Here is a 15,283-nt window from a genome sequence, read left to right on the forward strand (position 1 = left end):
AAGCACATATTTATTCAAATAATTATCCTATTTAGCGATATAGCGTCAACAGCATAAGCGAACTTTTGTTCGATAACGTGATGCTTGAAAAATAATCGGGGCTAAACTTGTAACAAGCCATTAACTTCACGTGAATGGCTTATGTTTTCGAGACATTCTGCGTATAATAGCCGATTATTTTTTCGCTCATTATGAGCAGGGGATCGCAACTTTCAATCCCCATTCTGGTTTTACTATTGAGGAGTCCTACGTGGCCCAATATATTTACACGATGAACCGTGTGTCTAAGATGGTTCCGCCGAAGCGCGAAATCTTGAAAGACATCTCTTTATCATTTTTCCCAGGTGCCAAAATTGGTGTACTTGGTCTAAACGGTGCAGGTAAATCGACCTTGCTTCGTATTATGGCGGGCGTAGATAAAGATTTCTCTGGTGAAGCACGTGCACAGCCGGGTATCAAAATCGGCTACCTTGAACAAGAACCACCACTGGATCCAACTAAAGATGTCCGTGGTAACGTTGAAGATGGCGTGCGTGAAGCACTAGACGCGCTTGAACGTCTGGATCAGGTCTTTGCTGAATATGCAGATCCAGATGCTGACTTTGATGCTTTGGCAAAAGAGCAGGAAAAACTGGAAGCGATTATCCAGACTTGGGATGCGCACAACCTGAATAACCAGCTGGAACAGGCTGCGGCAGCACTAAACCTGCCAGCTTGGGATGCAGACGTGACCAAACTATCTGGTGGTGAACGCCGTCGTGTGGCACTGTGCCGTTTGTTACTGTCTAAACCGGACATGTTGCTTCTGGACGAACCAACGAACCACTTGGATGCAGAATCTGTATCTTGGCTGGAACGCTTCCTGAAAGATTTCCCAGGCACAATTGTGGCGATTACCCACGACCGTTACTTCCTGGATAACGTAGCTGAGTGGATTCTGGAGCTTGACCGTGGACATGGTATTCCTTACCAAGGCAACTATTCTTCTTGGCTGGAACAAAAAAATGCCCGTTTAGAGCAAGAACAGAAGCAGGAAGAATCTTTTGCTAAAGCATTGAAAAAAGAACTTGAATGGGTTCGTGCCAATGCCAAAGGCCAGCAAAAGAAAAACAAGGCGCGTATGGAGCGCTTTGAAGAGCTTAACTCTCGCGAATTCCAGCAACGTAACGAAACTTCTGAAATCTATATTCCACCTGGTCCACGTCTGGGTAACAAGGTAGTTGAAGTTGAAAACATCAGCAAATCTTTCGGCGACCGTCTGCTGTATAAAGATTTGTCTTTCAGCGTACCACCAGCTGCAATTGTCGGTATCGTGGGTCCAAACGGTGCGGGTAAAACTACGCTATTCCGTATGATGACTGGTGAACAGCAACCAGATACCGGTACGGTAACTCTAGGTGACTCTGTAAAAGTGGCGTATGTTGGCCAGATCCGTGACACACTGGATGATAACAAAACCGTTTGGGAAGAAGTGTCTGGCGGTCTGGATATCCTGAAAGTGGGTGATTACGAAATTGCCTCTCGTGCCTATATCGGTCGCTTTAACTTCAAAGGTCAGGATCAGCAAAAACGTGTAGGCGAATTGTCTGGTGGTGAGCGTAACCGTCTGCAATTGGCGAAAATCCTGCAACAGGGTGCAAACGTGATCCTGCTGGATGAACCATCAAACGACTTGGATGTAGAAACTCTACGTGCACTGGAAGATGCGATTCTGGTCTTCCCAGGTACCGTGATGGTGGTATCGCACGACCGTTGGTTCCTGGACCGTATTGCGACACACATCCTGTCATTTGAAGATGAAACTCCAGAATTCTTCACTGGTAACTATACTGAGTTTGAAGAATACCGCCGTAAGAAATATGGTGATGATCTGGCAATCAAACGTCAGAAATATCGCAAAATTGGTGGCTAATCCCATCTAATCGAAAACCAGCCCGAGGGCTGGTTTTTTTATGCCCCTGCTTTTAAATCAGCAGGGGTCGATAGGGAGGATTCAAAAGTTTTTCAGCCTTACTATGGCCTTGCTGTGCTGCTTGATTCAGCCACTGCCGAGCTTGTGTTTCATTTTGTTCTAAGCCTAACTCTCCATTTAGATAATAAATCCCAAGTCGATACTGTGCTTCCGGGTGACCGCGCAATGCAGCACTGAGAAAATTCCACACAGCATTACGCTGATAGGTCTGCTGCTGTTCAAAACGGACGACGTCGAAACGTTTTTTCTGTAATTGTTGTAGTGTATGACAAAGAGATTCAAACTGGAGGGCCTGCAAATAATAGGTATGTGTCTCGGAAGAGGATTTTATTTTTGTTGCAGTTGTATCATCTCGTGAAAGTAGAAAATTTATTATAGTTTTTAGCATTTTACTTTTGTTCCTATTGAAATGCGTCCTTGCAATTACATGGAATCCTTTTAATTCTTCTAGATTACCCCAATTTTTTTGATATTCATTCAGTGATCCGACGAAGTTACCCGCTTACAAGATAAAAGCCGCCATAAAAAAGACCGCCGTAGCGGTCTTGGAAAAGTACAGAGAAATCAGATTTCCCATTCGTGATTACATTCACGGCATTTCCATTTTTTCTGGCTTTGCATAAAAGCTTGCATTGAGATTTTGAAATCAGGCAAATCTTTATAGAATATAAAGCCTGCGATCAGACAGATGATAAATACGATCACAGTCGCAGTTTGCAGGGTCGTGCCTGCACCATCACCGAAAATCCACATACCAATGCTGATCACGACTAACAGAAGCAGAACGAATAGGGCAGGAACAAGAAGTACCAGGCTTTTTGGCACGACAGGACGTGCAACGTGCTGACCAGGCTGTGCAACCGGCATGATTTTAGGACTTTGACATTTTGGGCAACGGTATTGCATTGCAGCTCCAGAATTTTTTAAATATCAGTTATTTTAATCAGAATCATACAGAAAGCCAAAACAGGCTCAAGCATAAAAAGGTAAATTCTGGACAATAAAAAACCCAAGTCGCAATGCTTGGGTTTTTTATTAAGATCACTTTCACATGATCTTGAATATGGCGTCCCTACGGGGATTCGAACCCCGGTTACCGCCGTGAAAGGGCGATGTCCTAGGCCTCTAGACGATAGGGACAAATGAGGCAAATACACAGGTAAAGCAATTGATTTGGTGGAGTCAAGGAGGATCGAACTCCTGACCTCTACAATGCCATTGTAGCGCTCTACCAACTGAGCTATGACCCCAGTCTGTGTGTGCGCTATATTATGAAGATAACGTACACACGTCAACTAAAAAATCAATTAAGCTTCATCAACTGCATCATTTTTCGGCAATTTCAGACTTTCATTGAGTTTTTCCCAAGCTTTCAGCTCTTTTTTGCTTGGACCACCCACGATTTCCAGCGCATGACGCAGACGGGCAAAAGTTAGATCTGGGCCAATGGTGACCATGGTTTGCATCACAGGCGTAGAAGCTGTCGAACCTGCAATCGCCATAAAGAATGTCGGCATGAAATCACGCAGCTTGATGCCCATCTGGCTCGCAAGATCCATCAAGGTCTGGCTCACGGTGTCATTGTTCCAGGTAAATTGGCTTTCCAGACGCCAGATCGCGAACTGTAGGCTTTGACGAATCTGTTCTTCAGTCAGTTTTTTACTTTCAAACTGTTCCTTGGTCAGAGTCGGGAAGTGGTTAAAATAATGTGCAGACCAGTTCACCGCTTCAGACAGCAGGTTAATACGTGGCTGGATTGCAGCAGCAATTTCTTCCAGTTTGGCACGATCCGCTTTCCAAGCAAGCAGGGTATCTAGCAGCTCTGCAGGAGAAAGTGATTTGATCCACTGACCATTGAGCCAGTTGAGTTTTTCTACGTCGAAGATTGGACCACCCAGAGACACACGGTTAATGTCGAAGTTTTCAATCATTTCAGCCAGAGTGAATTTTTCACGTTCGTCTGGCATTGACCAGCCCATACGACCCAAGTAGTTCAACAGTGCTTCTGGCAGTACACCGATATCTTTGTAGTAGTTGATTGAAGTTGGGTTTTTACGTTTAGACAATTTAGATTTGTCTGGGTTACGCAGCAGTGGCATGTGGCACAGCACTGGCATGTCCCAGCCAAAGTATTTGTATAGCAACTGGTGTTTTGGCGCAGATGGAATCCACTCTTCACCGCGGATCACGTGAGTGATCTGCATCAGATGGTCATCGACCACATTTGCCAGGTGATAAGTTGGCAGACCGTCCGTTTTCAGTAGGATCTGCATGTCCACTTGTGCCCATGGAATTTCCACTTCACCACGCAGCATGTCATTAAATTTACATACACCTTCGGTTGGCACTTTCATACGGATCACGTGCGGTTCACCTGCAGCCAGACGACGTGCAACTTCTTCTTTAGAAAGTTTTAGACCACGGCCGTCATAACGTGGGGTTTCACCACGGGCTTGCTGTTCAGCACGCATTTCGTCCAGTTCTTGTGCAGTCGCGAAACAGTAGAACGCATGACCTTTATCCACCAGCTCTTCGGCATATTTGCGGTAGATGTCCATACGTTCTGATTGACGGTATGGGGCGTGTGGACCGCCCACATCCGGACCTTCAGACCAGTTCAGGCCTAACCAGCGTAAAGAATCCAGAATCATTTTTTCAGATTCAGGGGTAGAGCGCAGCTGGTCAGTATCTTCAATACGGAGGATGAATTCACCGCCGTGCTGTTTGGCAAAGCACAGGTTAAACAGGGCGATATAGGCAGTTCCTACATGGGGAAAGCCTGTAGGAGATGGAGCAATACGAGTACGAACAGTCATAGTCGGATGGATCTGAATATAAAAATTCTGGCTATTATAACGAAAAAGCCACATCACTTAATGCTTAATTCAACATTGAATGATGTGACTTGGGATCTGTGAGATTGGCGCTTTGAGAGAGTTGATCCTGAGATGAGGAATCAGGAGTTGCTGTTAAAGAAAAAAATTCTGTAAAAAACGGCTGAAACTCTGATTCTGTGAAGCAAAGAAATTTTGTGCAGGACGCACTTTGATCGCAGTCATCACTTTCAGGTTTTCTTCGCTATGCAGGCTTTTTTCAGTTTTTTGTTGTTGGATCGCCTTTTCAATTGGAGAAGACTTGGTTGTGGTTGCTACAGTTGTTTTCGACGCAGTATGGCTTACAGCTGGAGCAGCCGTATTTACAAGCTCTGGATGAGCTACAACAGCATGACTCAGTTGTGCTGTAAGCAGGATCGATAGGCTCAGGATGCCGGTCTTGAACGTAGTCACTTTCATGTCCAAACTCCCTCTCTTGTTGTGTTGCTGGATTTGTTTTCTTAAGAGTTATTGTTAATGTTCGAACATAATTCAAACACACTTCACTCTTAAAAAGTAGAACCAAGTCACAAAAATTACAAAAAGAATAAATATGACAGTGGAAATTTCTAAAAAATCAGAGATCAAAATCTTAGAGCGCTATTTGTAACATAGCACTATGAAGAGACTATGAAGATTATAGCTTAAAGTAATCGGTTGATAGGCCAAAAGTATAAAAATTGCTGAGATTTGTCATTTTTAAGATATCAGAAAATCAGAATAACTTCGAATCTATTGTTATAAGTATATGATTGTTAATTGATTTTTAAATTTATATAGTGCGCAATAGATAAACAAAAGAGTTCTTGTAATGAAAAAAATAATTGTATCAGCAATTTTCGCAGCGCTGTCGGGAGCCACAGCACAACTGGCTTGTGCTAAAGATTTCCTGAATGTCTCCTATGATCCAACCCGTGAATTCTACCAGGAATATAATGAAGAGTTCGGTAAGTACTGGAAACAGAAAACCGGACAAACGGTCAACTTTAAACAGTCACACGGTGGTTCAGGCAAGCAGGCGCGCTCGGTAGTAGATGGTTTGCAGGCGGATGTGGTGACTTTGGCGCTTGCAAATGACATTGAAGAAATCGTCAATGCAGGACTGATTAATAAAGGCTGGCAGAAAGAGTTTCCGAACAATTCGGCACCTTATACTTCAACCATTGTATTTCTGGTACGTAAGGGCAATCCAAAGCACATCAAAGATTGGAACGACCTGACCAAGCCAGGTGTAGAAATTATCACGCCAAACCCAAAAACTGGTGGCGCACCGCGCTGGATTTACCTCTCCGCTTGGGGCTATGCACTGAAACAGCCGGGTGGCAATGATGCCAAGGCGCGTGAACTGGTGAAAAAACTGTATGCCAATGTCAAAGTGCTGGATTCTGGCGCACGTGGTTCCTTGACCACTTTTGCTGAACGCGGTATTGGTGATGTGCTGCTGTCTTGGGAGAATGAAGCATTACTGGCGACCCAAGGTCTGGGCAAGGAAAAATATGAAATCGTTTATCCATCGATTTCGATTCTGGCTGAACCATCTGTTGCCATTGTCGACAAAACTGTGGCAAAAAATGGCAATGCCAACCTGGCAAAAGGCTACCTGAACTACTTATATTCACCAAAAGGGCAGGAGCTGGCAGCGAAATACCATTTCCGTCCACGTGACCAAAAGGCTGCAGCGAAGTATGCCTCACAGTTCCCGAAAATCCAGACCTTTACTATCGATAAGGTATTTGGTGGCTGGGCCAAAGCACAGAAAACCCATTTCGTGAATGGCGCGATTTACGACCAGATTTCATCTGAAAACCGTCGTTAAGCTAAATCACTGATCGAACTAGAAAAACGGATAAGCCTCTTATCCGTTTTTTTTCATATCTAAAGAATAAAATGCTATATACGCTGTATAAACTTATATTATTTAAATTTTTATTATATAAAACATGAAATTAAAACAAAAAATAACGTAATGTTACCTTGTATCCATTTGGTTTGCTGAATTGCGAAAAATAACTTTATTTCATATAGTTATATCTATTACAGATAATCTCCCCGATTCCTATGAAAACTCAGTTAAAATCAGTATTTAGTGTTGCCTTATTGGCAACTGGTCTGGCATTTACTGCTACTACCTCTCAGGCTGCAGATCGTGAATTCCTAAACGTGTCTTATGATGCAACCCGTGAATTCTATGATGAATTCAATAAATCGTTTGGTGCTTACTGGAAAAGCCGTACCGGGATTAATGTGAACTTTAAACAGTCACATGGTGGTTCAGGCAAGCAGGCACGTTCTGTGGTGGATGGTCTGAAAGCCGATGTGGTGACCTTAGCGCTGGCCAATGACATTGAAGAAATCGTTAAATCTGGTCAGATCAAAGCCGGCTGGCAAAAACGCTTTCCGCATAACTCTGCGCCTTATACTTCAACCATCGTATTTATGGTACGTAAGGGCAATCCAAAACATATTAAAGACTGGAACGATCTGACCAAGCCGGGTGTGGAAATCATTACCCCAAACCCGAAAACTGGTGGTCTACCACGTTGGGTGTACCTGTCTGCATGGGGTTATGCAGAGAAACAGCCTGGCGGTAACAAGGAAAAAGCTAAAGAATTCGTCGGCAAAATGTATAAGAACGTGAAGGTTATGGACTCGGCTGCACGTGCATCGATGACCACATTTGCTGAACGTAATATTGGTGATGTATTGCTGACTTGGGAAAACGAAGCACTAGTCACACAAAAAACTTTGGGTAAAGACAAGTTTGACATCATTTATCCATCTTTAACCATTCTGACAGAGCCTTCTGTGGCGATCGTGGATCGTACCGTTGAGAAAAATGGCAATAAATGGTTAGCCCAAGGCTATATCAACTATTTATATTCTCCACTGGGGCAGGATATGGCAGCACGCTACTACTACCGTCCGCGTAATCCTAAAGTGTTAGCGAAATATGCTGCGCAGTTCCCGAAAATCAAAACTTTCACCATTGATGAAGTGTTTGGTGGCTGGGCCAATGCACAGAAAACTCACTTTGCCAATGGTGGGGTTTTCGACCAGATCTATAACTCAAAACGTTAAGACCGAATTGAGTAAAAAAGACCAGCACCATGCTGGTCTTTTTTATGGTGCATGAAGCAGTGTTCTAGCAAGCTGCCTTAGCTATTATTAAAAAAATGTGATGAAAAACGGTTTTCTCTATAGAAAGTAATATTTATCTACAAAAAGTCGTTTGGAGCTTTAATCAAACAGAGTGATAATGTGCAGTTAAATTTTTTGCCCTATTGATTGAGTTTTTATGTCCCATATTTCTGTATTGCTTCACGAAACCGTCGATGCCTTGTTGGCTGGTCGAACTACGGGAATTTATGTGGATGGAACTTTTGGACGCGGTGGTCATACCCGTTTGCTGCTGTCTAAATTAGATGAAAATTCTCGTGTTTATGCCTTTGATAAGGATCCTCAAGCACTCGAAGCGGCAGCAGAACTGGAAAAGGAAGATTCACGCTTTCAGATTATTCATGCCAGCTTTGCTGAGTTAAAAGAAGAGCTGGCAAAACGCGGTGTTGAACTGGTTGATGGGGTGATGGCTGATTTGGGTGTTTCTTCTCCGCAGCTGGATCAGGCGGAGCGCGGTTTCAGCTTTATGAAAGATGGTCCGCTGGACATGCGTATGGATAACTCGCAAGGTCCAACCGCAGCAGAATGGCTGGTGAATATTGAAGAAGAAGCCTTAGCGAATATTATTTTCCAGTATGGGGAAGAGCGTTATAGCCGCCGGATTGCCAAAGCCATTAAAAATGCCGGTTATATTGCAACGACAGGTGAGTTGGCAGAAATTGTGAAAGTAGCCCACCCAAAATGGGAAAAGAATAAACATGCGGCAACGCGAACTTTCCAGGCTATTCGTATTGCTATTAATAAAGAATTAGAAGATATTGAAGTTTTCCTGCCACAGGCGGTTGAGGTGCTAAAACCTGAAGGCCGTTTGGCAGTAATTAGCTTCCATTCACTGGAAGACCGTTTGATTAAACAATTTATTCAAAAAGAATCAACTTTAGAGGAAGACTCGGGCTGGGGGATGCCACAGCAACAGAAGGATACACGTCGACTGAAAAAAGTATCCCGGATCAAGGCCAGTGAGGAGGAAGTGAAAGCTAATCCTCGTTCGCGTAGTGCATGGCTCCGAGTGGCAGAAAGATTAGCTTGATAGGCAAATAATGAAAACTGAAGTGGTCGAAAGGAAATTGAAGCAGGCAGGGACGAAGAAAGCCATTGCTTACGGCATTTTATTGATGATGGTATTCGTCAGTGCTGTATTTGTGGTGTTTCAGGTCTTTGAATATCGTCAGGATTATCGCAAGCTCAGCAGCTATTTGCGTGAACGTGATGACCTAAATGCAGAATGGGGGCGTCTGCTGATCGAGCAGCAAACCTTTGGCGCCACAGCTCAGATCGGAACCCGTGCTGTGACCCAGCTGCGTATGTATTCTCCACCGATTTCCCAGACTGTGGTAATTTCCCTGCCACAACAAACTTCAGATGCAAAAAAATAAGGCTAGCGCTCAGACATGGTAGACAAGAAAACCAAGCCAGTGGTACGCAAAAAGCAGTCCGTGACCACTAAGAATACGTTAAGCGTTGATATTAGCCGTTTTTATTTGATGTGGGCGGTGGTGCTATTGTGCTTCGTAGCCCTGATCGGACGTGCTTTCTATGTACAGATCGTCAATAAGGAATTCCTGCAGAACAAGGCTAATGCCAAGATTTTAAGGTCCGACAAGATCAAGGCCATGCGCGGTGTGATTTACGACCGTAATGGCATTCCGCTGGCGATCAGTACCCCGGTCATGCGTGTAGTGATTGATCCGCGAGACTATTTCGAGAATCAAGAACTCTACACCAAAACCATGAAAGAGCTCAAGAAAGATCCTGACAACCGCAAGCTGAAACGCCAGTTACCTGACAAAAACCTGAATCTGGATGAGCTTGCTGATGCCGTGGGCATGGATCGTGCCGAATTGCGCCGGAAAATGGACGAGCGTAAACGTTCCCGTTATCTAATCCTGAAAAAAGAAGTTCCGCCGCAACAGGCTGAGCTGATCATGAAGCGCAACTTCCAGGGCGTGTATACCGAGAAAAACTATAAGCGTTACTATCCGCAGCCACAGCCAAACTCGCAGATTATCGGCCTGACCAACAGTGAAGGCATGGGGGTTGAAGGCCTGGAAATGCAGCTGAATACCCGCTTGGCCGGTGTGGATGGTGAGCAGCAGATTGTGCGTGACAAGAAGGGTAACCGGATCAAGGATCCTGAAATCATCAAGGAAGTTGAAGCTGGGGAAAATATTACCCTGAGTATCGACTCGCGTCTGCAATACATTATGTATCGTGAACTGACTGCTGCAGGTGTGGCCAACAACGCCCGTTCAGCAACTGCGATTGCGGTGGATGTGAAGACTGGTGAAATTCTGGCGATGACCTCATGGCCATCCTATAACCCGAATGACAAGAATAGTGTCAGCAACAAGGATGCGATGCGTAACCGCGGTGCGATTGACTCCTTCGAACCCGGTTCAACAATGAAGCCCCTAACTGTCGCCATGGCACTGGAAAGTGGTAAATACACTGCCAATTCGGTAATTAATACCAGCCCGGGTAGTATGCGCGTGGGTAACCATACCATTCGTGATACGCATAACTATGGCCCATTGACGCTAGGTGGCATCATCCAGAAATCTTCCAACGTTGGGGTATCCAAAATTGCCCTGTCACTGCCATATGAAACTTTGCCAACTTTCTATAAGCGTTTAGGTTTCGGTCAGCGTTCAGCGGTGAAATTCCCGGGTGAAAGTGCCGGTCTGATCCTACCGCCAAGCAAGTGGAACGTTTCTGAAGTGGCAACCATGTCTTATGGTTATGGTCTGAATGCGACTGTGCTGCAACTGGCGGATGCCTATGCCATGATTGCTAACAAAGGCACCAAGGTACCATTAAGCCTGTATAAACTGGAAGAACAGCCAAAAGGCGAGCAGATTCTGGATCCAAAAATTGCTGAACAGGTCTTGCTGATGATGGAGTCCGTGACTTTGCCGGGTGGTACCGCACAGCAGGCCAATATTCCAGGTTATCGCGTCGCAGGTAAAACTGGTACTGCACATAAGCTGCGTGCCGACCGTAAGGGTTATTCGCAAAGTGAATACCGTGCCCTGTTTGCCGGTATTGCACCGGTGAGCGATCCACGTCTGGCAATGATCGTCGTGGTCGAAAATCCAACCGGGGCATATTATGGTGGTCTGGTGGCCGCGCCGGTATTTGCCCGTGTGATGCAAGAATCCTTGCGTTTATTGAATGTCCCATTGGACAAACCTTTAGAATCTCCCAAAGTCCAGTAAATAGGTGATCAATGTCAATTACATTTCAGGATCTCTACGCCGTTCAAGATAGCGCTGAATGGATGCGACAATCCTTTCAGGGTTTCGAGCTGGACAGCCGCAAAGTTAAACTGGGGCAAATTTTTATTGCCCTGACCAGTCTTTCTCATCCGGAGAAAACTGCAGAATATGCCAAAAAAGCCCTGTCTTTGGGTGCATTGGCGGTGATTTCCGAGCAGGATCTTGGTGTGGCTCCAGCACTGGTGGTACCGAATGTCCGTCACCTGATGGGGGAATGGCAGAGGCGTTATCTGCAAGCGACTCAACCGGTTCAGCAAGCCCGTATTCTGGCGGTGACCGGCACTAATGGTAAAACCACAATTTCCCGTCTGGTCGCAGAACTACTGATGTTGCAAGGCAGGTCTTGTGCAGTGATGGGAACTACGGGTAACGGGATCTTGCCGAATCTGGAAGCTTCTTCACATACCACACTGGATGCGCTGCAACTGCAAAATGCCTTACATAGTTATGCACAGGCGGGTGCTGAATTTGCTTCGATTGAAGCGAGTTCACATGGTTTGGTACAAGGCCGTTTAAATGGCTGCGATATTGAATTTGCGGCTTACAGTAACCTGAGTCGTGATCATCTAGACTATCACAAAACGCTGGAAGCTTATGCTGAAGCCAAATCGCGTTTATTCAAGTTTGAATCACTGAAAGTTGCAGTGATTAATCTGGATGATGCGCATGCACCGGTGATGATTGCAGCAGCTCAAGCCAATCCGGCACAGCCAAAAATCTTAACCTATTCACTATCGCAAGCAGCTGACTATCAGGTAACAGATATTCAGTACAGTATTTCGGGTGCTGAATTTAAACTGATCACTGCACAAGGTGAATTTGCCGTACATAGTCCATTGCTGGGTCATTTTAATGTAGAAAATCTGGTGGCAAGCCTGATTGTGGCAGAGCAGGTAGGTCCGGATTTACAGCAACTGATTGCCACTGTGCCACAGCTTAAAGGGGCACCAGGCCGTATGCAGGTGATTCGTGATGGCGAACGTCTGTTTGTGGTGGATTATGCACATACGCCAGATGCTCTGACTCAGGTGCTGCTGACCTTAAAACGCCATGTGAATAACAAGCTTTGGGCAGTATTTGGTTGTGGTGGAGATCGTGACCGTGGTAAACGCCCATTGATGACCCAAGCGGCGCTGGATGGTTCAGATATTGCGGTGCTGACTTCGGACAATCCAAGGACTGAAGATCCAAACCAGATTTTTGCTGACATGAAGCAGGGAATCGATTTTTCGGGAAAAACCTATCAGGAAATCCATGACCGCCGTGAAGCAATCAAGTTTGCAGTGAAACATGCGCAAGCAGGTGATATTGTAGTGATTGCCGGTAAAGGGCATGAAAACTATCAGGAAATTGATGGCGTGCGTCACTGGTTTGATGATGTGGTGGAAGTGCAAGGGGCAATTGATGCCCAGCACAGCAACCCGGATTCAGCTTACCCAGCGCAGTAAAAGGACGAATTTATGCATACTTCAACCACCAGTACCGTGCCTTTAGTGCCCTGGACTGCAGAACAATTACAGCAGGCGACTCAAGGCTACTGGCTGAATGACAAACAGCCTGAAGGTGAAATCAAACGTATCCTGATGGATTCCCGTGACGCTGAAGCGGGTGATGCTTTTCTGGCCCTGAAAGGTGAACGCTTTGATGCCCATGATTTTGTAGCTCAAGTCGCTGCAAAAGGCTGTCAGGTCGCAATTGTCGATCATCCTATTGAAGCCGATATTTTCCAGTTGGTTGTAGATGATACCCGTCAGGCTTTAGGTCGTCTGGGTGCTTACCGTCGTCAGCAGAATTCACAACTGAAAGTGATTGCGTTGACTGGTAGTAGTGGCAAGACTACGACTAAGGAAATGCTCGGTAGTATCCTGTCTCGTCTGGCACCAACTTTGGTCACTCGCGGTAACTTGAATAATGATCTGGGTGTGCCAGTCATGTTGCTGGAGTTACGTCCTGAGCATCAATATGCGGTGATGGAACTGGGTGCTAGCCATCAGGGTGAAATTGATTACACCGCGGGTCTGGTACAGCCGCATGTCGCAGGTATTATCAATATCGGTACAGCTCACTTGGGTGAATTCGGTGGCCGTGATGGGATCTGCCGTGCCAAGTCAGAAATCTATTCCCATATTTCCGAAACCTCGATTATTCCTGCTGCAGATGACTATGCTGAACAGATTTGTGCGGCAGTCAAAACTGAAAAAACCTTAAGTTTTGGTCAGGGTGGGGAAGTCTATGCAACGGATGTAGAGCTACATCCACAGTCAGCGACTTTTACCCTAAATACACCGCAAGGCAGTAAGACTGTAAATTTACCTTTTGCTGGTGAGCATAATGTGCAGAATGCGACCGCAGCAGCGGCTTTCTCTTTGGCGATTGGGATCAGTCTGGATAATATCGTCACTGGTCTGGAACAGGCTGTCGGTGCCAAAGGCCGTCTAAACTTTATCAAGCATAAAGGTTATCTGTTTATTGATGATACCTATAATGCCAATCCAAACTCGATGCGTGCTGCGGCTGATGTACTGGCACAGCAAGAAGGCATTCGCATCATGGTCACTGGTGATATTGGTGAGTTAGGTAATTCTGCGGCAATTGAGCATTACAAGCTTGGTCGCGATCTGGTTTCGGTAAAGGGCCTGAACTTTGTGGTCGCTGTGGGTGAATTTGCCCCGGCTGCACAGGAAGGTGCCCGTAGTACACAATATGGCAAGAAAATGCAAGCGTTCCTGAATCAGGAACAGGCATTGCCGTTCTTAATTAGTTTGATTGAAACACATCAACCCCAGCCGATGTCATTCCTGTTCAAAGGTTCACGTTTTACCCATATGGAAACATTGATGGCTGCATTGATGGAGAAACTCTAAATGCTGTTATGGCTATTTGAACAACTGGCGGGCTATGACAGCACGTTCCAGGTGGTTCGTTATTTAACCTTACGTGCTTTGCTCAGTGTTCTGACGGCATTGACCATTGGTCTGGTGCTGGGTCCGGTGATGATCCGTAAATTACAGGCACTGAAATATGGTCAGGCGGTGAGTTCATTTGCGCCTGAGAACCATGCCAAGAAAATGGGGACACCAACCATGGGTGGTGTGCTGATTCTTTTATCGATTGGTATCTCAACTCTACTATGGGCAGATTTATCCAATCCATACGTATGGATTGTGCTGGCTGTGATGGTGATCTTTGGCGCCGTTGGTTGGGCAGATGACTGGATCAAGATCCGTTATAAGGACAATGCTGGTCTGCCTGCACGCAAGAAATTCTTCTGGACCTCTGTCGGCTCATTGGGCGCAGGTATAGCACTCTACGTAATTGCACAGCAGCAGCCAAATTCAGTCGTAACGGCCAATATGTTGGATGTCCTGATCCCATTCTTTAAGGATCACAGTATTCCGCTCTCTGTTATTCCTCTGGGTATCGGCTTCATTATCTTTACTTATTTTGTGATTAATGGTGCATCCAATGCGGTGAACCTGACCGATGGTCTGGATGGTCTGGCAATTATGCCGATCGTGCTGGTGGCTGCTGGCTTAGGCGTCTTTGCTTACTTGGCGGGTGATGTGCGTTTCGCGACATATCTGCATATTCCCTACGTCAAATACTCCTCTGAACTTGTGGTGATCTGTGCTGCAATGATTGGTGCCGGTCTGGCATTCTTGTGGTTTAATGCTCATCCAGCCCAAGTATTTATGGGGGATGTCGGTGCCTTATCGCTGGGTGCGATGCTCGGTACCATCGCGGTGATGGTTCGTCAAGAAATCGTCTTTGCGATTATGGCGGGCGTGTTTCTGGTCGAAGCGGTATCTGTGTTCCTGCAAATCGGCTCATTGCGTATGCGGAATAAGCGTGTGTTCCTGATGGCACCGCTGCATCACCATTATGAAAAGAAAGGCTGGCGTGAAACCCAAGTGGTGATCCGTTTCTGGATTATTACAATTATGCTGGTAGTTTTGGGTCTAATGACCTTAAAATTACGTTAAGAA

Annotated in this window: 13 protein-coding genes and 2 tRNA genes; 9 read left to right on the forward strand and 6 right to left on the reverse strand. The window is 45.6% G+C overall.

The window, feature by feature from the left end:
• The first annotated feature begins 250 nt into the window (after positions 1-250).
• The gene (ettA, locus tag ABEF84_RS01600; RefSeq protein ID WP_034588465.1) at positions 251-1,912 is read left to right on the forward strand and encodes an energy-dependent translational throttle protein EttA; all 1,662 of its coding nucleotides are present in this window, start codon (positions 251-253) and stop codon (positions 1,910-1,912) included.
• 52 nt (positions 1,913-1,964) lie between these two features.
• Here ettA and ABEF84_RS01605 read toward each other — a convergent pair whose 3' ends face one another.
• The 6 genes from ABEF84_RS01605 to ABEF84_RS01630 form a co-directional block, all read right to left on the reverse strand.
• On the reverse strand, positions 1,965-2,360 hold the full coding sequence (locus tag ABEF84_RS01605; protein WP_034588496.1) for a tetratricopeptide repeat protein: 396 nt from the start codon (positions 2,358-2,360) through the stop codon (positions 1,965-1,967).
• Positions 2,361-2,536: 176 nt separating this feature from the next.
• Positions 2,537-2,878 carry a hypothetical protein gene (locus ABEF84_RS01610; RefSeq protein WP_347454509.1) on the reverse strand — a complete coding sequence of 114 codons (342 nt, stop codon included), beginning with the start codon at positions 2,876-2,878 and terminating at the stop codon, positions 2,537-2,539.
• A gap of 158 nt (positions 2,879-3,036) precedes the next feature.
• Positions 3,037-3,112 (reverse strand) — tRNA-Glu (locus ABEF84_RS01615).
• A gap of 34 nt (positions 3,113-3,146) precedes the next feature.
• A tRNA-Ala gene (locus ABEF84_RS01620) sits at positions 3,147-3,222 on the reverse strand.
• Between the two features lie 57 nt (positions 3,223-3,279).
• Entirely contained in the window at positions 3,280-4,788 is a 1,509-nt protein-coding gene (gene gltX, locus ABEF84_RS01625) for a glutamate--tRNA ligase (RefSeq protein WP_347454508.1), read from the reverse strand.
• Between the two features lie 153 nt (positions 4,789-4,941).
• Positions 4,942-5,265 carry a hypothetical protein gene (locus ABEF84_RS01630; protein WP_034588463.1) on the reverse strand — a complete coding sequence of 108 codons (324 nt, stop codon included), beginning with the start codon at positions 5,263-5,265 and terminating at the stop codon, positions 4,942-4,944.
• Positions 5,266-5,656: 391 nt separating this feature from the next.
• On the opposite strand from ABEF84_RS01630, the gene ABEF84_RS01635 reads away from it, so the two are divergent.
• The 8 genes from ABEF84_RS01635 to mraY all read left to right on the forward strand — a co-directional run bounded on the left by ABEF84_RS01635 (position 5,657) and on the right by mraY (position 15,280).
• Positions 5,657-6,661, forward strand: coding sequence for a sulfate ABC transporter substrate-binding protein (locus ABEF84_RS01635; RefSeq protein WP_347453490.1), 1,005 nt, complete (start codon positions 5,657-5,659; stop codon positions 6,659-6,661).
• Between the two features lie 242 nt (positions 6,662-6,903).
• Positions 6,904-7,923, forward strand: coding sequence for a sulfate ABC transporter substrate-binding protein (locus tag ABEF84_RS01640; RefSeq protein ID WP_347453491.1), 1,020 nt, complete (start codon positions 6,904-6,906; stop codon positions 7,921-7,923).
• A gap of 217 nt (positions 7,924-8,140) precedes the next feature.
• Positions 8,141-9,052, forward strand: a complete 912-nt coding sequence (gene rsmH / locus ABEF84_RS01645; RefSeq protein WP_347453492.1) for a 16S rRNA (cytosine(1402)-N(4))-methyltransferase RsmH — start codon at positions 8,141-8,143, stop codon at positions 9,050-9,052.
• A gap of 10 nt (positions 9,053-9,062) precedes the next feature.
• Positions 9,063-9,398 (forward strand): cell division protein FtsL, encoded by a 336-nt coding sequence (locus tag ABEF84_RS01650; RefSeq protein WP_347453493.1) that lies wholly within the window; start codon positions 9,063-9,065, stop codon positions 9,396-9,398.
• 15 nt (positions 9,399-9,413) lie between these two features.
• A complete protein-coding gene (gene ftsI / locus ABEF84_RS01655) occupies positions 9,414-11,237 on the forward strand; it encodes a penicillin-binding protein PBP3 (RefSeq protein WP_347453494.1) in 1,824 nt (607 codons plus the stop codon).
• A gap of 11 nt (positions 11,238-11,248) precedes the next feature.
• Complete coding sequence (locus ABEF84_RS01660) at positions 11,249-12,745, forward strand: UDP-N-acetylmuramoyl-L-alanyl-D-glutamate--2,6-diaminopimelate ligase (RefSeq protein WP_347453495.1); 1,497 nt, start codon at positions 11,249-11,251, stop codon at positions 12,743-12,745.
• A gap of 12 nt (positions 12,746-12,757) precedes the next feature.
• Positions 12,758-14,161, forward strand: a complete 1,404-nt coding sequence (murF, locus tag ABEF84_RS01665; RefSeq protein ID WP_034588441.1) for a UDP-N-acetylmuramoyl-tripeptide--D-alanyl-D-alanine ligase — start codon at positions 12,758-12,760, stop codon at positions 14,159-14,161.
• On the forward strand, positions 14,162-15,280 hold the full coding sequence (gene mraY, locus ABEF84_RS01670) for a phospho-N-acetylmuramoyl-pentapeptide-transferase (RefSeq protein WP_034588439.1): 1,119 nt from the start codon (positions 14,162-14,164) through the stop codon (positions 15,278-15,280).
• Positions 15,281-15,283: the final 3 nt, after the last annotated feature.

Source organism: Acinetobacter sp. ANC 7912 (genome assembly GCF_039862785.1).
In the GTDB taxonomy this organism is placed as follows: domain Bacteria; phylum Pseudomonadota; class Gammaproteobacteria; order Pseudomonadales; family Moraxellaceae; genus Acinetobacter; species Acinetobacter thermotolerans.

Excerpts from the sequence above, each read along its gene's own strand:
- ABEF84_RS01605 (WP_034588496.1), bottom strand. The coding sequence starts at position 2,360 with ATGCTAAAAACTATAATAAATTTTCTACTTTCACGAGATGATACAACT.
- ABEF84_RS01610 (WP_347454509.1), bottom strand. The coding sequence starts at position 2,878 with ATGCAATACCGTTGCCCAAAATGTCAAAGTCCTAAAATCATGCCGGTT.
- gltX (WP_347454508.1), bottom strand. The coding sequence starts at position 4,788 with ATGACTGTTCGTACTCGTATTGCTCCATCTCCTACAGGCTTTCCCCAT.
- ABEF84_RS01630 (WP_034588463.1), bottom strand. The coding sequence starts at position 5,265 with ATGAAAGTGACTACGTTCAAGACCGGCATCCTGAGCCTATCGATCCTG.
- ABEF84_RS01635 (WP_347453490.1), top strand. The coding sequence starts at position 5,657 with ATGAAAAAAATAATTGTATCAGCAATTTTCGCAGCGCTGTCGGGAGCC.
- ABEF84_RS01640 (WP_347453491.1), top strand. The coding sequence starts at position 6,904 with ATGAAAACTCAGTTAAAATCAGTATTTAGTGTTGCCTTATTGGCAACT.
- rsmH (WP_347453492.1), top strand. The coding sequence starts at position 8,141 with ATGTCCCATATTTCTGTATTGCTTCACGAAACCGTCGATGCCTTGTTG.
- ABEF84_RS01650 (WP_347453493.1), top strand. The coding sequence starts at position 9,063 with ATGAAAACTGAAGTGGTCGAAAGGAAATTGAAGCAGGCAGGGACGAAG.
- ftsI (WP_347453494.1), top strand. The coding sequence starts at position 9,414 with ATGGTAGACAAGAAAACCAAGCCAGTGGTACGCAAAAAGCAGTCCGTG.
- ABEF84_RS01660 (WP_347453495.1), top strand. The coding sequence starts at position 11,249 with ATGTCAATTACATTTCAGGATCTCTACGCCGTTCAAGATAGCGCTGAA.
- murF (WP_034588441.1), top strand. The coding sequence starts at position 12,758 with ATGCATACTTCAACCACCAGTACCGTGCCTTTAGTGCCCTGGACTGCA.
- mraY (WP_034588439.1), top strand. The coding sequence starts at position 14,162 with ATGCTGTTATGGCTATTTGAACAACTGGCGGGCTATGACAGCACGTTC.